This window comes from Rhodococcus sp. SJ-3, from assembly GCF_051918125.1.
Lineage (GTDB): Bacteria > Actinomycetota > Actinomycetes > Mycobacteriales > Mycobacteriaceae > Rhodococcus.
Genome location: NZ_CM123306.1, coordinates 1,101,163 through 1,120,499, shown reverse-complemented (window position 1 = coordinate 1,120,499; position 19,337 = coordinate 1,101,163). Strand labels below are relative to the sequence as shown.

Sequence of the window (19,337 nt, the reverse complement as noted above, 5' to 3'; positions counted from 1 at the left end):
AATGAGCGCGAAGAAAAACTACACCATCGTCTCTGCCGACACCCACGCCGGCGCTGATCTCTGGGAATACAAGAAATACCTTCCGTCGAGTTGGCACGAGGAGTTCGACGCGTGGGCCAAGGCATACGCGAGCCCGTGGGACGATCTGGTCAACGACACCGCCGCTCGGAACTGGGACAGCGAACTGCGCCGCACCCATATGGAAGAGGACGGCGTTGTCGGTGAGGTGATCTTCCCCAACACGATCCCGCCTTTCTTCCCCTCCATTGTCAATGTCGTCCCGCTTCCCACCAACAAGGAGGACTACGACAAGCGCTGGGCCGGTATCCAGGCGCACAATCGCTGGCTCGTCGACTTCTGCTCCGAGCTTCCGGTACAGCGACGCGGCATGATCCAGGTGTTCCCACACCAAATCGAGGACGCAGTCAAGGAGATCCACTGGGCCGCCGAGACCGGCGTCATCGGTGGCGTGGTCATCCCTGCCAGCCCGCCGAACCACCCGACGGCCCTGCCTCACTACACCGATTACTACGATCCTGTCTGGCGTGCCGTCGAGGAGACCGGTCTGGTCGTCGGTACGCACTCCGGTTCGGGTGAGCCCGAGTACCCGGACGATCCGGCCACCTCCGCGGTCATGCTGTACGAATTCGGTCTGTTCACCAACCGCACGCTGTCGCACATGCTCATCGGTGGCGTGTTCGAGAAGTTCCCGAATCTGAAGTTCTCGATGACTGAGCAGGGTGTCAAGTGGGTCCTCGAGACGCTGCACAGGCTCGAGGTGCAGTTCGCGGCCGTGTCCGATCGTCCGTGGCTGGAGATGTTCGTCAAGCAGGCATTCGACAAGCTGTCGCTGAGTCCGAGCGAGTACTTCGCCCGTAACTGCTTCGTCGGCGCGAGCACGATCAGGCCAGGTGAGGTGCAACCGGCCCTCGGTCTCGGGCCCGGAAACGTCATGTGGGGCAGCGACTACCCTCACCGTGAGGGAACCGCGCCATACACTCGCGAGCACCTGCGGGTCGCGTTGGCGGACGTCGAAGAGGCGGATGCCCGTCGTCTACTCGGTGAGACCTGCGCTAACCTCTACGGTTTCGATCTGGCGAAGCTCGACAAGATCGCCGAGCGTGTCGGCCCCAGCCCCGATGAGATCCAGGTGCCACTCGCGCCTGAGGATTACCCGAAGGACTGCGAGTGGTTCCAGGACGCCATGCAGACTCTCGCACGGTGACAGGAATCCCTCGATGACAATCCACTCTCTCGGATACCTCCGGCTGACTTCGGTCGACGTCGCTGCATGGACCCGGTTCGGGACCCAGGTTCTGGGGATGACCGCTGATCGGCTTCCCGAGGGCGGAGTCGCCTTCCGCATGGACGAGCACGCCACACGGCTCGAGATAATGCCCGGTGAGTCCGGGCGGGTCGCCGGAATCGGGTTCGAGATGGAGAACCGGGATGCACTGGATTCCCTGACGATATCGCTGAATGAACGGGGAATCGGCATCCGCACAGGGACTTCCGCCGAGTGTGACGCACGGCGAGTTCGGGACCTGCGGATGATGAGCGATCCGTTCGGTATGCCGCTCGAGTTGTACAGCGGACCGTCGCTGGTGCACGACCCGCTCGAGACCCTCCATGTGCGGGAATTCGTCACAGGAGACCTCGGTATGGGGCACGTCGTCGTCGGGGGACCGGAGGCGGACGAGGCGCTCGAGTTCTACCGGGATGCTCTCGGCTTCGTAGATCGCAACACCATGCGTGCGATGGGTCCCGATGGCAAGCGGGGAGATGAGCGAATCACATTTCTGGGCTGCAACCGTCGCCACCACACGGTGGCGTTGATGAAGCGGCCGGGTCCGGCCCAGCTGATCCACTTCATGGTGGAAGTCGGCTCGATCGACGATGTGGGTCGAGCCTACGACCGTGCCCTGAATTCGGGTATCCAGCAGCGTCTCACGCTCGGTCGGCACAGCAACGACGGGATGGTCTCGTTCTACTCGATGACTCCTGACGGCTTCACCGTCGAGGTGGGTTGCGAGGGACGCCTCGTCGAACCCGGGACACCCACGTACGAAACCACTGCTACCAGCTACTGGGGTCACAGAAAGGTAAGTGCATGACCTCCTTGCTCGAGTGTGATGTCCTCGTGGTGGGTGGCGGTGCGGGCGCGCTCACGGGCGCTCTCACCGCTGCCACCCTCGGTCTTGACGTGATCCTCGCGGAGAAGACCGAGTACCTCGGGGGCACCACCGCCTACGCCGGGGCCGGACTGTGGCTGCCGTTGAACTCCGTCTCGGCGGCTGCGTTCGACGATACGCGGGAGGAGGTCGATGCATATATTGCTGCGACGACGGATGGCACCGGATTCGCCGACCTGCGTGAGGCATATCTCGACGCTGCGCCGGAGATGGTCGATTTCCTGCTCCAGGACCCGTCCATCGAGTTCAATTGGCGTGCCTTCCCCGACTACTACCCCGATGCCCCAGGGTATATGCCGAACGGCCGGGCGATCTTCCCGAAACCCCTGCCGGACTGGGCCGTCGGCAACGATCTGGTTCGCCTGATCCGGCCGGAACTGCCGTTGATCCGAGGCGGCCACGACACGGGTAACCGGCTCCAAGGTGGGCGCGCGCTGCTGGGCCGCCTCATTCAGGCGTGCGTGCGTGCCGGGGTGCTGATCGAGCTCGAGGCACCGTTGCGTGAGCTTGACACTCGTTCCGGGGAGGTCATCGGTGCCCGCCTCGGTAGTCGCGACGGTGAGATCAACGTTCGTGTCCGAACCGGGGTGCTCCTGGCGGCCGGCGGCTTCGACCACGACATCGAAATGCGCAAGCATGAGGGGCATCCAGTGGAGTCGGGCTGGCAGATGGGCGCCCCTGGCAGCACCGGCGAAGTACTCGCCGAGGCACGCCGCATCGGCGCTGCTGCCGATCTGCTCCACGAGGCATGGTGGACTCCTGCATTCGATACCCCGCTCGGCCCGTCATTCCGGGTCCATCAACGCGGGCATCCGGGGTCGATCGTCGTTGATCAGGACGGTCGTCGTTTCTGCAACGAGTCGTTGCCGTACGACCGAATCGGTCGAGCGTTCCGGACCGGTATCCTGAACGGCGCCTTGACATTACCCGCCTGGTTCATCGTCGATCAGGCGTACGTCGACCGTTACGGGCTCAACGGTGAGCCGCCGGGTGCTCCGGTTCCGGAAGAGTGGCTCGCCGGAGGCTTCGCCTATCGTGGAGAAACCATCGGCAAGCTCGCTGCTGCCCTGGGCGTACCTACGAAGAACCTCGAAGCGACCGTAGAGCGGTTCAACGGGTTCGCTGCAACCGGCGTCGACGACGAATTCGGACGCGGCGACAATGCCTTCGACCTGTTCTTCGCCGATCCCGAGGTGTATCCCAACTCGGCACTCGCACCGGTACGAACGGGCCCTTTCTACGCGCTGCCCATGGTGCTCAGTGATCTGGGTACCAAGGGAGGTCTGCGCGCAGATCCGAACGCACGGGTTCTCGACGAATCGGGCGAACCGATCGTCGGTCTCTACGCAGCAGGCAACATCATGGCCTCCTGGACCGGTTCCTGTTATCCGGGGCCGGGGGCGCCGATCGGTTCGTCCATGGTCTTCGGTTACCTCGCTGCCAGGCACATGGTCGAGAAGGCGCAGACGTGAGGACGGAAGAACTGTCGCCGTCGCCCCCAGTCGGTGTGGGCACACCGGGAGAGCCTGATCAGCGACTTGCCCACTGGGATCGGATCTCGTCCTGGCTCGACTCCCAGGGGATCGGGCCCGACCCCGGCAGCCCGGTCGACGTGCTGGCCGGCGGCACCCAGAACATCCTGATCCGCTACACGCACGCGGATGACGAGCTCGTGCTGCGTCGCCCTCCGCTGCACCTGCGCAAGAGCAGCAATGTGGTGTTGCGGCGCGAGATCGAGATCCTCGGTGCGCTGGCCGGTAGCGCTGTCCCACATGCCGAGCTGGTGGCTGCCTGCACCGACGAGAGCGTCGCCGGATGTGTCTTCTATGTCATGGAGATGGTCGACGGATTCAACCCGGCCGTTGTCGTCCCACCGCGGTTCGCCGAGAACCGGGACTTACGAAGAGATCTTGCGTTCCGCGCGATGGACGTACTTGCAACCATGGGGAACGTGGACTACCGAAGCATCGGCCTCGGAGAGTTCGGTAAGCCGGAGGGGTTCCTGGAACGTCAGGTCCCCCGATGGTTGCGAGAAATCGACTCGTTCCTCGCGCTCGATGGTTACGACGGCGTCGAGCTGCCTGGGCTGGAGTCGATCGTGGCATGGCTCGGGACCAATCGGCCCGCGACTTTCCGGCCGGGCATCATGCACGGCGACTACCATCTCGCCAATCTGATCTTTTCCGAGGACGACGCTCGTGTCCTGGCCGTCGTCGACTGGGAGATGGCCACCATCGGTGACCCGCTCCTCGATCTCGGCCGGTTCCTGGCGACCTGGCCATCGGCCGACGAGCCGATCGGAATCGCCGGGCCCATCTACCGAACCGAGGGTCTTCCCCTCGCAGGCGAGCTGGTGGACAGGTATTGCACCACCAGTGAACTCGACGTGAGTGCCGTGGACTGGTACGTCGTGCTCGCCTGCTTCAAGATCGGGGTCATCCTCGAAGGCACCCATGCACGTTCGCGCGCGGGGTTGGCCGACCCGGCCGTCGGCGTCCGCCTCCATGGGATGAGCCAAGCCCTCTTCCGCCGCGCAGAAAGAATCATCTCGTGACCATCGCAGTCTCGCCGCACAGCACTACCGATCCGATCTTCGATGTTCGAGACAAGACGGTGTTGATCACCGGGGGCAGTCGCGGATTGGGGCTGCAGATGGCTCACGGTTTTGCCGCGCGGGGCGCGAACGTGATCATCGCCAGCCGAAAGTTCGCGGCATGCGAGGAGGTTGCGGCCGAACTGCGAGACACCTACGGGGTCCGTGCCAGTGCGTTTGCCTGCAATGTGAGTGAGTGGTCGCAGTGCGATGACCTGATGGCAGTGGTACACGAGCGGTTCGGTCAGCTCGACGTGCTGGTGAACAATGCGGGGCTGTCGCCGCTGTATCCGAGTCTGGACAAGCTCGAAGAGGCATTGTTCGACAAGGTCATCGGGGTCAATCTGCGTGGCCCGTTCCGGCTCTCGGTGCTGGCCGGCACGAAGATGGCCGAAGGCCGCGGCGGTTCGATCATCAACATCACCTCGACCCAATCGATCAAGCCGCGTCCACATGCCCTGCCGTATGCGGCCGCGAAGGCCGGGCTGAACGCCGTGACGGAAGGTCTCGCTCACGCATTCGGGCCCACGGTCAGGGTCAATGCGATCCTGTGTGGCCCGTTCCTGACCGAGGTCGCGGAGGCATGGGACATGGAGGAATTCGAGGAGCGGGCGCGTCGGACCATGGCTTTGCAACGCGGTGGACGTCCCGAGGAGATCGTCGGGGCTGCGCTCTACTACGCAAGCGCTGCGTCGAGCTTCGCTACCGGTGCCGTGCTGCGTCTCGACGGCGGTTATGTCTGAGCACGCGACGTCGTGCGGGGTGGGCTGTCGAGAATCGGCAGGATTCGGTTCCATCCCCCGGCACGAGGCTCTTCCGTCAGCACTCGCCGGCTTCTAGGTTTCCTCACATGACAACGCACAGTGCGGAATTGATCGTCCAGCGCAACGTCGAGGTGCCGATGCGAGATGGCACGATCCTGAGGGCCGATCTCTATCGGCCGGCGGGAGGGGGACCCTTCCCGACGCTGCTGCAGCGCACGCCGTACAGCAAGGATTTCAACCCCGGCCTGTGGGTGGTGCTCGATCCGATCAAGGCAGCCGCCGCGGGATTCGCCATGGTGATCCAGGATGTTCGAGGGCGCGGCCGCTCGGACGGCGACTTCTATCCGTTCACCGCCGAGGCCGTGGACGGTGAGGACACCGTCGCCTGGGTACGCGCGCAGAGCTGGTGTAACGGTGCAGTCGGCATGTACGGCAGCTCGTACATGGCAGCGTCCGCCTGGCAGGCAGCCAAGCGCGCGCCCGAAGGCCTGATGGCTCTCGCCCCGTTCCAAGCCAGCAGCGACTACTTCGAAGGCCGTAGCTACCGCGGAGGCGCTTTCGAACTCGGTGCGCTCCTCGGTGTTTCCCTCAACGCGCTGGGCGGGGGCATCGCGCATCGGATGATCAAGCGCGGTGAGCTCCGTCCCTCGGCTGCGCGCGAGGCACGGGAAGCGGTCAACGACCTTGCTCCGTGGGCCCGGACCGCACCGATCGAGAAACTGCGCGAGACCGTGCTCGGAGACATCGCCCCATTTTTCTTCGATTGGGCGGCCGATGACGATCCGACCTCGGACGCGTGGACTTCGCTGTCGGTGGAGTCGTGCTATCCCGACATCGAGATGCCCGTTCTCCACCTGAGTTCCTGGTACGACCAGGCTCACGTGGGCACGCTGCGCAACTTCGAGGGGATGACGGTCCGCGCACCCGAATCGGTGCGAGACCAGCAGTTCCTGCTGATGGGTCCGTGGGCCCACCGGGTGCCGCGAGGAAGCACGGTCGGCCAGCTCAAGATCGGCGACCTCTACTTCGGTACCGGCGCAATGTTCGACATGGACACTCTGCAGATTCGGTTCTTCCGCAGCGCTCTGGCCGGTGAGCCGGTCACCTGGCTCTACCCGGAGCGGGTCCGACTGTTCATGATGGGCGAAAACGTGTGGCGGGACTACCCGCAGTGGCCTCCTGCCGAGGCACAGCTGTCTCGTCTGCATCTGGTCGGCAACGGTGCCGCGACACGTGAGGACGGCACGCTTTCCTGGGACGCGCCCGAGGTAGAGGTCTCCGACGTTTGGCAGCACGATCCGGAGAACCCCGTGCCGACGGCCGGCGGTGCCCACATGACCCCCGAGGCAGTCTGCCCGGCCGGACCGGTGGAACAGACGCAGGTGCAGCAACGCGACGATGTCCTGGTTTACACCGGTCCCGAACTTGCCGAGGATCTGGACGTCATCGGCTGGGTCGAAGCAGAGTTGTGGGTGGACGGAAGCGCCGAGGCGGACTACTCGATCACCGTCAGCGACGTCCACCAGGACGGCCGAAGCTACAACGTGTGTGACGGTTACGTGCACGTGCCTGCGGGGGCCGCCACTCCGAAGGCCCCCGTGCGGGTCCAACTGGGGGCCACCGCCCAACGTTTCCTGGCCGGGCACCGGATCCGGGTGCACATCGCTGGTAGTTCGTCACCGCGCCACCCGATCGTCGGCGGGATCGACGGCGTCGTACGCACCCAAACCGTTCGTTCCGGAGGGCTCGCCGCTTCGGCGGTACTGCTTCCGGTTGTCGCTGTGGCCACTACCGCGTCGACGACCTCGTCCTGATCCACCCCGCCACTTCGATAGGAGACCAGATGCTGCAGACGGTAGACGTTACCCGTGAAGGGACGCGGCGAACCTTGAACGCCGCTACTCCGCTGAGCTACCACATTGCCGGCGAGGGTGAGACCTTGGTGATGTTGCACGGCTCGGGTCCCGGCGTCTCCGGCTGGGGCAATTTCGGCGCCAACCTGCCGTTGTTCTCCCAGCATTTCCAGACGGTGATCCCCGATCAGCCCGGGTTCGGTCTGAGCCCGCGCCCGGAAATGGATCGCCCGTACCACCGGATTTCGTCGGACGCGATTGCCACGCTCCTCGACGACCTCGGTGTGGAGAAGGCACACGTGCTGGGCAACTCGATGGGCGGCAGCGTTGCTGCACGTTTCGCGCTCGACAATCCCGACCGTCTCGACAAGCTTGTGTTGATGGGACCGGGAGGTGTCGGCGCCGGAATCCTGGCGCCGTCCCCGCCGGAGGGACTTTCCCGTCTGGTCGAGTTCGCGCACGACCCCACGCGTGAGCGGTTGGTCGCGTGGATGAAGACGATGGTCAGCGACAAGTCGTTCATCACCGAGGAGCTGATCGAGGAGCGGTGGCGTAATGCCATGGAGCCTGGGGCCGTTGAGTGGCTCCAACTCTTCTTCTCCCACGTGGGCGGCAAGAGCAAGCGCCCCACCGAGGAGATCCCGCTGTGGGCGCAGGTGCCCAAGATCGCCGCGCCGACCCTGATCACCTGGGGCCGAGACGACCGAGTGACCCCACTCGAGATGGCCTGGCTTCCGCTGCGTCAGATGCGCGAGGTGGAGCTCCACGTCTTCTCCGGTTGCGGTCACTGGGCGATGACGGAGAAGCGTGTGCAGTTCGAACGCGTGGTCATGGAGTTCCTGACCCGCCCAACCACATCCGTGGCGTGAGATCGATGACCGCCACAGAGACTGCGCCGGGCATCGGTGCAGAACAGGTCACGATCAACCTCACCGGGGTGCGGACCGAATGGTTGGTGCCCTTGGCGCAGGCCGCAGATCGGCTCGGCTTTGGTGCGCTGTCGGTCGGCGACAGCATTTTCTATCCGCAGGAATCGGATTCGCGCTATCCCTACAACTCCACGGGCGACCGCACGTTCCTCGAGACCATTGCGATGCCCGACCCGTTCGTGCTGCTCGGGCATCTTGCTGCGGTCACCGAACGGATCCGGTTGCAGACCTCGGTCACCAAAGTGACCGTGCGACACCCGGTTCTGGTCGCCAAGCAGGCAGCGTCGCTGGCGGTGCTCGCCGAAGGCCGTGTCCGACTCGGCGTCGGGATGAGTCCGTGGCCCGAGGACTACTCCGTTCTCGGCGTCCCTGAGCAGGGGCGCGGAACCCGGTTCGAGGAGGCGCTCAGCATTCTTCGCTCTCTGGTCACAGAGGGCTACCACGATCACCGTGGCTACCACTACGCGTTCGATTCGATCAAACTCAACCCGGTCCCGGTGCAGCCGATCACGCTACTCGTCGGCGGGCACGGGGCCGCAAACCTGCGCCGGGCGGCAACGCTGGGTGATGGATGGATCGCGGCAGCGACCGACCACGAAACATTGGCCGGTCTGATCAAGACCGTACGGTCGGCGCGCGCTGAAGCGGGCCTCGACTGGCAGGGGTATGAGGTGCACGCCAGTGGGCAGACGGATCGAAGTGCCGCCGGACTGGCGCAGCTTGCAGACCTCGGAGTCACCCATGTCTCGGTTCGGCCGACACCCGACGGCGTGCCTTCCGACGACGTGGGCGACGTGATCGAGCACATGGAGCGGTTGGCGGCCGACCTGGAGGGGCCCACGTGCAGAAACTGATGTACGCCGTGTGGCGAAGTCCCGGCGAAGATCCTGCGGTGTTCGCCGGCCGGCTCCGCACGTCCTTCGCCGACCGGCTCCTGGAGCTGCCGGTGCTCGGACTGCGTATCAATGTCATCGATGCCGCAGTACTCCCAGGCATGGCGCAGGTGCCCGACGGACTGCGCCGGATCGCGACCGAACCGCAGATGGAGGCTGTCGTCAGCCTCTGGGTGCACTCGGCCACGCCGTACCGTTTCGCTGCGGTGGCCGAGGCGATAGGCGAGGCCGGCGAGCGGATCGCGGGATACGCCGTCCTGGAGTCGGAGCCGCTACGCACACCGGTCGAGGCGGCGCCGTTGGACGATCGCGGCGCGGGGTTCACGCAACTTGCCTTCATCCAGCGCAGTGAAAACCAGGACGCCGACTCCTGGCGAAGTAGGTGGCTCGACCACCACACCGCCGTCGCCGTCGAGACCCAGAGCACGTTCGGCTACCGCCAGAACCTTGTGGTCCATGCCCTGCAAGATGATGGCCCCGCCTGGGCAGCAATCGTCGAAGAGGATTTCCCGCTCGAAGCCCTGACGGACCGGCACGCTTTCTATGCCACCGATGGAGATCCCCGGAAGCTGGAGGAGAACCGCGGTCGCATGTCGGCCAGCACCCGCACCTTCATCGACCACGCGGCCGGACTCGACGTGCTTCCGACCAGTTCCTACCTGCGCCGCGTCCCGCTGCGGCAACCACTGTGACACCAATGAGCAACCAAGGAGACCCGATGCTGCTGGAGAACAAGACCGTCGTCATCACTGGAGCCGGACCCGGTGTCGGTTCCGCTGTGGCCAAGGCGGCCGTCCGCGAGGGCGCGGTGGTGGTGCTCGGTGCCAGGAGCGCCGAGCGGCTCGCGGCGCTCGCCGACGAAGTCGAACAACTGGGGGGCAAGGCACGGTGGCAGTGCGTCGATGTCACCGATCTGGGATCCTGCATGGCGTTCGGTGACTTTGCCGCCGAGGTCGGAGGTGGGGTGGACGCCGTGGTGAACGCGGCTTTCTGGACCGAACCCGAAGCGCCCATGGTGGAGACACCCGAGGAAGACTGGCTCCGCTGCCTCGATGTGAACGTAATGGGCACTTGGCGGGTGATGACGGCCATGCACCCGCACTTGAACCAGCCGGGTGCAGCGATCGTCGCGATCGGCTCCCAGGCCGGCACGAAACCTTCCGCTACGCTGGCCGCCTACGCCGCCGCGAAGTCCGCCGTCACTTCGCTGACCTCATCCGCGGCTCTGCAGTGGGGACCCGGCGTCCGGGTCAACGGCATCCTCCCCGGGTCGATCCAGGGAGACGGCCTGCGGGAGTGGGCCGCCGAACGAGCTCAGACGTTGGGCACCACCACCGAGCACGAACTCGCCGTGCGGGCAGGGCGGTCGCCGCTGGGCCGGATCGTCACTCCCGCGGAGATCGCGGAGACAGCGATCTTCCTGTGTTCAGAGCGGGCCAGTGGTATTACGGGGAGCTTCCTGGATCTGGACTGTGGTCAGCATCTGGGTGCCTCGCCGCGCCAGGAGGACCGGGCGGTTCTGGTCGGGTAATGCTGTTCACCAGCAGATCGAACGCCTGTCAACCCACTCGGAAGCCTAGGGAGTGAGCATGACCGAAATGGTCTCGCGTCTAAACGACATCGAAGAAATCAAGCAATTGAAGTACACCTACATGCGGACTGTGGATCTGAACCGTTGGGACGACCTGGCGGAGTGCCTGGCCGACGACGTGGTCTGCTGGTACGACTCGGGCCGGCACAAACACGAGGGTAAGGCCGCGGTCCTGGATTTCCTGCAGAACACCAGCCTCGCCAAGCCGGACAGTTCATCGCTGCATCTGGTCTCACACCCGGTCATCACGATCGAGTCCGACGATCGCGCGGTCGCGACCTGGGCCCTCAGCGACACCGTGGTCGACCGCAGCAAGAAGACCGTCCTCCGCGGAGCCGCGTACTACCGAGACGAGTACGTGAGAACAGACGAGGGCTGGCGAATTCTCTCGACAGGCTACGACCGGCTCTACGAACTGCGTGACGCCCTCGACTAGGGCTCACGCCTCCAGACACGGACCGCGGTGCGGTCTGTGACCGTCCGAACGGAAGGAACGCGTCACATGAACAATCAGATGAGTCGGTGGAATGCGGAATGCGATGTGCTGGTGGTTGGTTCAGGTGCCGCTGCCCTGAGCGCCGCAGTGACCGCGGCCGTTGACGGAGCAAGGGTTCAGGTCCTGGAGAAGGAATCCGTCCTCGGTGGCACCACCGGTGTCTCCGGCGGAGCCATCTGGATCCCGAACAATCGTCATCTCGCGCCGGCCGGACTGCAGGACAGTCGCGAGGATGCCATCTCCTATATTCGCCACATCGCCGGCGGTCGCGTGGTGGACCCGCACCTCATCGACGTTTTTGTGGACACGGCTCCCCGGATGCTGGACTTCCTCGAATCGGTGACACCGCTGGAAACCCAGTCGGTGGCCAACCTTCACGACTACTACGAGGCGATCCGAGAGAGAGTGCCGGGCTGCAAGGACTTCTCGCGCAGCGTCGAGCCGCTTCCATTCCCTGCCGTCGATGAACTCGGGGAGTGGTCGGATCGGTTGGCGACCCGCAGCAGTCTGCTCTCTCTGGGCGCCGACACCACACTGAAGGAGGACGAGGCCGCTCGGGGGCGCGGCGGCGCGTTGGCAACGCTCGAGGCTGTCGCCGAACGGGAACGGCGCGGAATCCGGGTGAAGGGCGCTGCGCTCGTCGGTGCTCTGCTCAAGACGCTCCTCGATCACGATGTTGAAGTCCGGCTGCAGACTCCGGCCCAGCGCCTCGTCGTCGACGAGAACGATGCGGTGATCGGCATCCAGGCATCGTCGCCGGAAGGCCCTTTGAACATTCGCGTGCACCGCGGTGTCGTGCTCGCCTGCGGCGGCTTCGAGTGGGATCGCGACATGATGCGTGCGCACATCGGGTACGACGTACAGCCGCTGTCACCCGGAGGGAACGTGGGGGACGGGCACCGGATGGCGATGAGGGCCGGTGCACAGCTGGCTCAGATGAACCACTACTGGGGCCAAGGCGCCGGTTTCGACCCGGCGATCGTCGGTGCGGATGGAGAGCCGTTCCCACAGATGATGCGTGGACTCGGACCTGGCTCGATCATCGTGAATCGCGCCGGTGAACGCTTCGCCGACGGCGCGCTCACCTACAACGACTTCCCCAAGACCTTCGGCAACTTCGACCCGGCGTTGCCCGGATATCCGAACCTGCCACCTGCCTGGGTCGTGTTCGGACAGAATCTGAAGCAGGAGAAGGCGATCCTCTCCGTGGCACCGACCGACGATGCGCCCGGTTGGATCACCCGCGCCGACACGATCGAAGAGCTCGCGGAGATCATCGGGGTCGACCCGGCAGGACTTGCTGCGAGCATCGAAGCTGAGAACTCCGCAGCCGAGAACACCGCAGCCGACGAGACCGGAGACGACGGACAGGCAGGACGTATTCTCGGCCCGACCTACTACGCCGTTCAACAGTGGCCCGGGACGCTCGGCACCAGCGGTGGGTGTCGAATCAACGAGCATGCGCAGGTCCTCGGCGACGAGGGCAGGCCAATCCGTGGGCTGTATGCCGCCGGCAACACGGCCGCGTCGGCTCTCAGCGGGGCCTACCTGGGCGGGGGTACGCCGATCGCGGTGGGAATGACCTTCGGCTACCTGGCAGGGAAGCATCTGACGCACGGCGCCGCCCTGCAGGTCGAGGCCGATTCTCCGGTTGCGGCCATCGGGTGACGACGGAGAAACTCGCGCGGTTGGCGCGTGGTGATGGATCCTGACCAGCCCAGTGACATCTGTGGCGTGAATTCGGAGGTATGAAAATGCAGGTTCGTTCGGGTCAGCGCTACATCAGCGCGGTGTGTGCGACATCGATTGTCGTCGTCAAGGGACCGCCGTCGGACATCGATCTGCGGTGTGGCGGGACCGCGATGTTGCCGGCCGGCACGAATGCAGATTCCAAGCCCGGCCCGGCCGAGGGCTACGACCTGGGCACCGTGATCGGCAAACGCTACTGGGACGAGGACACCGGCTTGGAAGTCGTGTGTACTTCGGCCGGGCCGGGCTCGCTGAGCCTGGACGGACGTGTGCTTCCCGAACGTGCGGCACGGCCCTTGCCCTCTTCGGACTGATCCCTAAGGCAGGAGTCCGGTGAACAACAGTGCAGCCGTGAAGAGTTCCGAGGTCAAGTCCTGGGACCGTCAGGTCGATGTGATCGTCGTGGGGTGTGGTGCCGCAGGTGTCTCTGCCGCGATCGAGGCACGCACCGCAGGCGCCGAGGTGCTTGCGTTGGAAGCCGCCGGTGGCCCCGGCGGCACCTCCGCGATGTCGGGTGGCCTCATCTATCTCGGTGGCGGCACCGATCTGCAGACTGCGTGCGGGTTCGAGGATTCGCCCGAGGAGATGGCCCGCTTCCTGATCGCGGCCTGCGGGCCCCATGTGGACGAAGAGAAGGTCCGTCTGTACTGCGAGGGCAGTGTGGCGCATTACGACTGGCTCGTCGAATGTGGTGTGCCGTTCAAGCCGGCCTTCTGGCAGGCTCCCACCGCGGAGCCGTGGACCGACGACGGTCTGATGTTCTCCGGAGGGGAAGACGCCGCACCGTACGACGCTGTCGCGGTTCCGGTCCCTCGCGGTCATTGCCCCGCCTCGCCGACGGCGTCGCGGCACGGTAGCGCCGGGGGACTTCTGCTGATGGACGTGCTCTCGCGACGTGCAGCCGAACTCGGTGTCGAGCAGAGCAACAACACCAGAGTCCGGCACCTCGTCATCGACGATCGGGGGACTGTGGTCGGAGTCGTCGCCCGCAGGTTCGGAGAAGACCGCTACCTCGCGGCCCGTCGCGGGGTGGTGTTGGCGGCCGGTGGTTTCATCTACAACGAACATATGCTTGCCGACCACGCGCCGGCGCTGGTAGGCACAGACAAACTGGGTGTGGAGGAGAACGACGGATCCGTGCTCCGGGCGGCGATGGTAGCCGGCGCTGCAACGGTACGGATGAATGCAGGTGAGGCAGCGTTCTCGCTTCCTCCTGCACTGGTCAAGCCTGGTCTGTTGGTGAACTCCGCCGCCCAACGATTCATCAACGAAGATTCGTATCTCGGCAGAGTCGGACAGCACGGTCTCTTCCGCCAGGACGGCCGCGTGTGGTTGATCTTCGACGAGAGAATCTTCGACAGCGCAGAGGAATTCCGAGGCCCGGTACAACCCGATCACGTCGCAGAGACCGTGGAGGAACTCGCGGCAGAAACCGGGCTGCCACCGGATGCCCTCGCCGAGACGGTCGCGGCGTACAACCGTGCCGCCGAGGCCGGTCATGACGAGTTGTACGGCAAGGCCGTGCGGTGGCTCGGACCGCTACGTCCGCCATTTGCGGCTATCGATGCGCGGCGTCGATTCCGTACGTTCACGCTCGGCGGTCTCAAGACCACCGTCGACGGGGAGGTTCTGGACCACCACGATGTACCTGTGCCCGGTCTCTATGCGGCAGGCCGAATCACCTCCGGAATTCCCGCCACCGGGTACGTGAGCGGCGCGTCTCTGGGTGACTGCACCTTCTTCGGTCGCCGTGCGGGGGCTGCGGCGGCGCATGCGCGACCACAGATCCAATCGGCCGAGGAGAGCCACTGATGCGCAACCATGTGAGCGACGATGGGGCAACCCATCCGTGGCGAGAAGTGTTCGACGTCGTTGTCGTCGGGAGTGGTGCGGCCGGATTGGTTGCTGCGGTTCTTGCCGCAGACGGTGGAGCTTCGGTGTTGTTGCTGGAAAAGAGCGATCAACTGGGCGGCACGACGGCGCTCTCGGGCGGCGCCGCATGGATCCCGGCGAACAGCCACGTCGGTGAGCTGGGCGGTACCGACTCCGAAGCCGACGCACTCGCCTACATCAGGGCTCTGTGCGGTGACGACGCACCGGATCCTGCATTGATCGAACTCTTCGTCACCACGGCGCCACAGATGTTGGCCTACCTGGAAGAACACACTCCGCTGGAGGTGGCCGCGATCCCGGGCTTCCCCGACTACTACCTGCACCTCGAAGATCTACCGGGACGGACTGCAGGAGGACGCGCGGTGGAGGCGCTGCCGTTCCCCGTTCGGACCGAACTGCCGGACTACGCGGACGTACTTCCGGTGCGTTCGACGTTGAACATACTGGGAGAGCGGACTACTCACGGACAGGAGCGGACCGCGCAGGATCCTCAGCAGCTGGTAGCACTCGTCGCGCAGCGGAAAGCCGACGACGTGCGCGTCAAAGGTGTCGCACTGGTTGCGCGGTTGCTCCGTGGCCTCGTAGATCGCGGCGTCGTGATCCGGCGTTCCAGCCCAGTCGACGGCTTGGTCGTCGCGGACGACGAGGTGGTCGGCGTCCGCAGTGGTGGTGTGAGCATCGGTGCTCGACGTGCTGTGGTGCTGGCCAGCGGCGGATTCGAGTGGGACAGCGAAATGGTGCGCGGCTTCATCGGGTACGACATCGTGCCGGTGAGCGCGGCTACCAACACCGGCGACGGACTGCAGATGGCTCTGGAGGCCGGGGCCGCGGTGGCGAACATGCGTTCCTACTTCGGCACTGCTGTCGCTTACGACCCCACGTCGGACGACGGCGGCTCGCCGGCCGTTCAGGCAGGTCAGGCCGGGCTGCCGATCCGGTCTCATCCTGCGACGTTGATCATCAACGGGCGCGGAAAGAGGTTTCTCAACGAACACACTCGGTACAACGACTTCCCAAAGGCGTTCGGCAATTTCAGTACCCAAGGTCCGGGCCTGCCCAACCTCGGTGCAGCCTGGCTGATCTTCGATGCCACGGCGCGGTCGCAGGTGGCCGTGCTCTCCGTGGCTCCCGGCGATCCCACCCCTGCGTGGCTGCACCCTTCGGCCACTGTCGAGGAGCTTGCCGGAAAACTCAACGTGGATCCCGCGACGTTGGCGGCAACGATTGCGGAGTACAACGGGCTGGCCGAGCGCGGCGCAGATCCGGAGTTCGGCCGACGTTCGCTGGGGCCGGTCGGGTCGGCGCCCTACTATGCGCTCCGGTTGTACCCGGGGATGTTGAGCACTACCGGTGGCCCGCGGATCAGTGGTCGCGGAGAGGTCCTGCGTTACGACGGGATGCCGCTACCGGGGTTGTACGCGGCTGGAACCGTGGCCGCTGGTGTGTTCGGGTATCTCTATCCTTCGGGTGGCTCACCGATTGCCATGGCGATGACGTTCGGGTTCCTGGCGGGACAGCACGCCGCTGCAGCGCCGGAACGATGGCGCGACTGACGGCGGCATGACGTGTGATGAGCCCTGGCGGATCGCGCCGCCGTCACGCGATCCTCCGCTGAAACTGCAGCGCAGTCAGTTCTGCGCCAGGAAGGCGAAGCCGACCGACGACAACATGCCGCCGAACATCGACTGCGACCGGTGAAGTTGGCGCCGATGGCACGCTGGTCAAGCGGCAGTGCCATCATCACCAGGTTGGGGATGGCGGCGTAGATCATCGAGCCGAATCCGATGAGGCCGTAGCCGAACACGATCTGCCACGCCTGGTCGGGGGTGGTGGCCAGCAGAGCGGCGCCGAGGGCAATCAGGATGGACCCGCCGATGAGGTGTTGGCGGAATCCGATCCGCTTGGCGGTGGAGCCTACGAACACTCCACCCAATAGGATCAGCAGGCCGCCGCGACATCCACAGCGCCATGTCGGTGGCAGACAGGCCGAAGCCGTAGTCGGCGGTATCCTTCGGTGTCTGAAGCGGGATCGGAATCAGTGTTGCGATGAGTGTTGTTGCGCTGTAGTCGTTACCACCCGCAAGCAGCGTGATACCGACCTTGCGGCTCGCAAGGATGTCGATGCTGATGAGCGGTTCGGCGCAGCGACGCTCCCACATCACCCAGGCGAGCGCGAGTATGACAGTGACGGTCAGGGTGCCGAGTGTCTTGGCGCTCAGCCAGCCCCAACCCGCACCGAGGGACAGCGCAAGCATGATGGTGAACAGTGCAACGGTCAGCAGGAAGGCGCCGATCCAGTCGACGGAAACCTTCGCGCGCAGAGGTGCTTCCGGGACGAAGAACAGGGTGAGCAGGCCGCCGACGGCGCACGGTGCGAAGGAGAACCAGAACACCGCGGACACGTCGGTGCGGTCCAACATGAAGCCCGAGATCAACGGTGCGGCCACAGTGACGACACCGACGCCGGTGTTCGCAATGCTGATGGACATCGCTTGCAGCCGGCACCTTTGTTCCCGCTCACCCGACCCGACGCCATCAACAAGAACGGCGGATCTGCAACGAGATTGAACAGGTCGTCGAACCTGCGATGAGGATCATCGCGAGCTCACGGTGCAGCTTCGTCTGGATCTTCAGTATCCGTCGCTCGACCCCAGACAGGACGTGCTCGAGTTCGTCGGTATTCACCGGCGACCTTCCCTCCTGACCTTCCAGTTCCTCCACTGCATGTCTGGTTGGCCCCTTCGCCCTGTGGTCGCCTCTCGCGACCTCTACAAGCGGGTCGTCACGCCCGCGACTACTACGGGGCCTCCGCCCCACCTTGTATTGCTCGGACGGACACGAACCTTCCACCCACCCGGACCGGCTGCCCGGGCGAGATAGACACACATACAAGGTGGTTCCCACGTTCACCGGGTGATCGATCGGTCAGGGAAGCACACCCAAGCTGTACTCCGGCAGCATCGCCGCGCTTACGCGGCAGACCTTCGGCGCGGCCTCCTGACCGTTCGAGGCACACGGCTTCGGAGTCGAGATCCGGGTCGAATGGCCCGATTCTCGTGCGCTGCATACCGGCCCGATATCCACCAGGTTTGAGCCGGCTTCGCTGCTACGGAGCTTCCACCACTGGTTCACTCGCGCTGTACCTTCTGACTTTGCTGAGCGAGCCCGCACCGTCTGGCAGTTCCGGCGCGACTCACCTTCGTCGGGGCCGCTTGCCACCCCTGACCGGCGTTCCCCGGCAAGGGCTGCCCCAGCTTCCTCAGGCTGCTGCGACGACCCGAGGGAAGCGGTCTCTCAACACCTCTCGACCAACCCAGCGCCTCGTGGCGCACGTCTCTGCCGCGAAATACTTCGTGGCCTTGCGCAGGATGTCCCGCGCCTCGCTGAGCTTGTCGTTTGCTGCGGCCAGAGCCTGGTTGCGCGCCCGGACTGCTCGATCTCGGCTTGTATGCGCCCGAGTTGCTCCTGCGGCGTCTCGGAGGCCCCGCAGTCTGGCGTGGCCTCGGACTGCGCCGACGCGGCCTTCTTCCGCGCCTGGTGCACCCATGTCTTCAACGACCCCCGAGCGACTCCCAGATCCGCGGCCAACGTCGAGTACGACGCATCCGGACGAGTCTAGTAAAGTCGGACAGCATCGACTTGAACTCATCCGAGTACTTCTTCTTCGTCATGGTGATGTCCTGCATTCTCCGGCCCAGTATGGGCCAGTCTCAGCGTGTCCACCACGCAGGGGCTATCCCCATGGTGACCGATGTGCTGATCATCGTGAAGACCGTGAAGGCCGTCCTCGCGCGCGAGGGTGCGTACTGAGGACGTTGGGCTCGCAGACATGCCGTCTGCGAGCCCAACTCGCTGCGCGGGTCAGCTCGTGTAGGAAGCCTGCACGTCCAGCACCCAGGTAACTCCGAAGCGGTCGGTGAGCATGCCGAATCCGGGACTCCACGCCGACTCGGCCAGCGGTTCGATGATCTCGGCGCCGTCCGATAGCGCGTCCCAGTACGACCGGATCTCGTCGAGCGTCTCGCCGCGGACGGACTGGAAGAAGGTCCGGTCAGTGATGGTGGCGCCGTTCTCGCGGCGGGTATGCCCGGCGATTTCGGTGATGTCCGCATCGTCCTTGCCGGGGATGTCGTAGGCCATGATGCGGAAACCGTCCTCGTTCTCGACCTCCCCGAAAACAATCTTGCCGGCGCCGGGAAGATCCTTGGGCATGCCGACGTCGCCGTAGGTCGTGGCGACGATCTGCCCGCCGAAGACCTTCTGGTAGAAGTCGAGCGCTTCCCGTGCGGTGCCTCGGAAGTTGAGGTGAGTCGTGGTCTTGATACCCATGCTTCGTCCTTTGCTGCTGATTCTCAGCGGCGTTTGTGCCGCGGATCCACGATCG

18 protein-coding genes are annotated in these 19,337 nt (G+C 64.9%); 16 read left to right on the top strand and 2 right to left on the bottom strand.

Annotation, left to right across the window (positions count from 1 at the left end; all coding sequences use genetic code 11):
• Position 1: 1 nt before the first annotated feature.
• The 15 genes from ACTDXD_RS04900 (at position 2) to ACTDXD_RS04830 (ending at position 16,506) form a co-directional block, all read left to right on the top strand.
• Positions 2-1,225, top strand: a complete 1,224-nt coding sequence (locus tag ACTDXD_RS04900) for an amidohydrolase family protein (protein WP_440126050.1) — start codon at positions 2-4, stop codon at positions 1,223-1,225.
• 13 nt (positions 1,226-1,238) lie between these two features.
• Positions 1,239-2,114 carry a VOC family protein gene (locus tag ACTDXD_RS04895; protein ID WP_440126049.1) on the top strand — a complete coding sequence of 292 codons (876 nt, stop codon included), beginning with the start codon at positions 1,239-1,241 and terminating at the stop codon, positions 2,112-2,114.
• Positions 2,111-3,664, top strand: a complete 1,554-nt coding sequence (locus ACTDXD_RS04890; RefSeq protein ID WP_440126048.1) for an FAD-dependent oxidoreductase — start codon at positions 2,111-2,113, stop codon at positions 3,662-3,664. Before ACTDXD_RS04895 ends, ACTDXD_RS04890 begins: the two co-directional genes overlap by 4 nt.
• Before the next feature lie 35 nt (positions 3,665-3,699).
• On the top strand, positions 3,700-4,746 hold the full coding sequence (locus ACTDXD_RS04885) for a phosphotransferase family protein (protein ID WP_440127540.1): 1,047 nt from the start codon (positions 3,700-3,702) through the stop codon (positions 4,744-4,746).
• A 98-nt stretch (positions 4,747-4,844) separates the two neighbouring features.
• A complete protein-coding gene (locus ACTDXD_RS04880; RefSeq protein ID WP_440127539.1) occupies positions 4,845-5,528 on the top strand; it encodes an SDR family NAD(P)-dependent oxidoreductase in 684 nt (227 codons plus the stop codon).
• A 107-nt stretch (positions 5,529-5,635) separates the two neighbouring features.
• On the top strand, positions 5,636-7,363 hold the full coding sequence (locus tag ACTDXD_RS04875) for a CocE/NonD family hydrolase (protein ID WP_440126047.1): 1,728 nt from the start codon (positions 5,636-5,638) through the stop codon (positions 7,361-7,363).
• 29 nt (positions 7,364-7,392) lie between these two features.
• On the top strand, positions 7,393-8,271 hold the full coding sequence (locus ACTDXD_RS04870) for an alpha/beta fold hydrolase (protein ID WP_440126046.1): 879 nt from the start codon (positions 7,393-7,395) through the stop codon (positions 8,269-8,271).
• Positions 8,272-8,276: 5 nt separating this feature from the next.
• On the top strand, positions 8,277-9,185 hold the full coding sequence (locus ACTDXD_RS04865; protein ID WP_440126045.1) for a TIGR03619 family F420-dependent LLM class oxidoreductase: 909 nt from the start codon (positions 8,277-8,279) through the stop codon (positions 9,183-9,185).
• On the top strand, positions 9,173-9,916 hold the full coding sequence (locus tag ACTDXD_RS04860) for an EthD domain-containing protein (protein ID WP_440126044.1): 744 nt from the start codon (positions 9,173-9,175) through the stop codon (positions 9,914-9,916). The genes ACTDXD_RS04865 and ACTDXD_RS04860 overlap by 13 nt, the downstream gene beginning before the upstream one ends.
• 5 nt (positions 9,917-9,921) lie before the next feature.
• Positions 9,922-10,755, top strand: coding sequence for an SDR family oxidoreductase (locus ACTDXD_RS04855; protein WP_440126043.1), 834 nt, complete (start codon positions 9,922-9,924; stop codon positions 10,753-10,755).
• Between the two features lie 58 nt (positions 10,756-10,813).
• The gene (locus ACTDXD_RS04850; protein ID WP_440126042.1) at positions 10,814-11,251 is read left to right on the top strand and encodes a nuclear transport factor 2 family protein; all 438 of its coding nucleotides are present in this window, start codon (positions 10,814-10,816) and stop codon (positions 11,249-11,251) included.
• Positions 11,252-11,317: 66 nt separating this feature from the next.
• Entirely contained in the window at positions 11,318-12,979 is a 1,662-nt protein-coding gene (locus ACTDXD_RS04845) for an FAD-dependent oxidoreductase (RefSeq protein ID WP_440126041.1), read from the top strand.
• A gap of 86 nt (positions 12,980-13,065) precedes the next feature.
• Positions 13,066-13,374 carry a hypothetical protein gene (locus ACTDXD_RS04840; protein ID WP_440126040.1) on the top strand — a complete coding sequence of 103 codons (309 nt, stop codon included), beginning with the start codon at positions 13,066-13,068 and terminating at the stop codon, positions 13,372-13,374.
• A gap of 19 nt (positions 13,375-13,393) precedes the next feature.
• On the top strand, positions 13,394-14,872 hold the full coding sequence (locus tag ACTDXD_RS04835) for an FAD-dependent oxidoreductase (RefSeq protein ID WP_440126039.1): 1,479 nt from the start codon (positions 13,394-13,396) through the stop codon (positions 14,870-14,872).
• Positions 14,872-16,506, top strand: coding sequence for an FAD-dependent oxidoreductase (locus tag ACTDXD_RS04830; RefSeq protein WP_440126038.1), 1,635 nt, complete (start codon positions 14,872-14,874; stop codon positions 16,504-16,506). Before ACTDXD_RS04835 ends, ACTDXD_RS04830 begins: the two co-directional genes overlap by 1 nt.
• A gap of 168 nt (positions 16,507-16,674) precedes the next feature.
• On the opposite strand, the gene ACTDXD_RS04825 is transcribed toward ACTDXD_RS04830, so the two are convergent.
• Entirely contained in the window at positions 16,675-17,442 is a 768-nt protein-coding gene (locus ACTDXD_RS04825) for a hypothetical protein (protein ID WP_440126037.1), read from the bottom strand.
• Between the two features lie 1,150 nt (positions 17,443-18,592).
• On the opposite strand from ACTDXD_RS04825, the gene ACTDXD_RS04820 reads away from it, so the two are divergent.
• A complete protein-coding gene (locus ACTDXD_RS04820) occupies positions 18,593-18,763 on the top strand; it encodes a hypothetical protein (RefSeq protein ID WP_440126036.1) in 171 nt (56 codons plus the stop codon).
• A gap of 51 nt (positions 18,764-18,814) precedes the next feature.
• Here ACTDXD_RS04820 and ACTDXD_RS04815 read toward each other — a convergent pair whose 3' ends face one another.
• Positions 18,815-19,282, bottom strand: a complete 468-nt coding sequence (locus tag ACTDXD_RS04815) for a VOC family protein (protein ID WP_440126035.1) — start codon at positions 19,280-19,282, stop codon at positions 18,815-18,817.
• Positions 19,283-19,337 lie beyond the last annotated feature (55 nt).

Bases quoted from the DNA above. Each gene is read 5' to 3' on its own strand.
- ACTDXD_RS04900 (WP_440126050.1), top strand. From the start codon at position 2: ATGAGCGCGAAGAAAAACTACACCATCGTCTCTGCCGACACCCACGCC.
- ACTDXD_RS04895 (WP_440126049.1), top strand. From the start codon at position 1,239: ATGACAATCCACTCTCTCGGATACCTCCGGCTGACTTCGGTCGACGTC.
- ACTDXD_RS04890 (WP_440126048.1), top strand. From the start codon at position 2,111: ATGACCTCCTTGCTCGAGTGTGATGTCCTCGTGGTGGGTGGCGGTGCG.
- ACTDXD_RS04880 (WP_440127539.1), top strand. From the start codon at position 4,845: ATGGCTCACGGTTTTGCCGCGCGGGGCGCGAACGTGATCATCGCCAGC.
- ACTDXD_RS04875 (WP_440126047.1), top strand. From the start codon at position 5,636: ATGACAACGCACAGTGCGGAATTGATCGTCCAGCGCAACGTCGAGGTG.
- ACTDXD_RS04870 (WP_440126046.1), top strand. From the start codon at position 7,393: ATGCTGCAGACGGTAGACGTTACCCGTGAAGGGACGCGGCGAACCTTG.
- ACTDXD_RS04865 (WP_440126045.1), top strand. From the start codon at position 8,277: ATGACCGCCACAGAGACTGCGCCGGGCATCGGTGCAGAACAGGTCACG.
- ACTDXD_RS04855 (WP_440126043.1), top strand. From the start codon at position 9,922: ATGAGCAACCAAGGAGACCCGATGCTGCTGGAGAACAAGACCGTCGTC.
- ACTDXD_RS04850 (WP_440126042.1), top strand. From the start codon at position 10,814: ATGACCGAAATGGTCTCGCGTCTAAACGACATCGAAGAAATCAAGCAA.
- ACTDXD_RS04845 (WP_440126041.1), top strand. From the start codon at position 11,318: ATGAACAATCAGATGAGTCGGTGGAATGCGGAATGCGATGTGCTGGTG.
- ACTDXD_RS04840 (WP_440126040.1), top strand. From the start codon at position 13,066: ATGCAGGTTCGTTCGGGTCAGCGCTACATCAGCGCGGTGTGTGCGACA.
- ACTDXD_RS04830 (WP_440126038.1), top strand. From the start codon at position 14,872: ATGCGCAACCATGTGAGCGACGATGGGGCAACCCATCCGTGGCGAGAA.
- ACTDXD_RS04825 (WP_440126037.1), bottom strand. From the start codon at position 17,442: ATGTCCATCAGCATTGCGAACACCGGCGTCGGTGTCGTCACTGTGGCC.
- ACTDXD_RS04815 (WP_440126035.1), bottom strand. From the start codon at position 19,282: ATGGGTATCAAGACCACGACTCACCTCAACTTCCGAGGCACCGCACGG.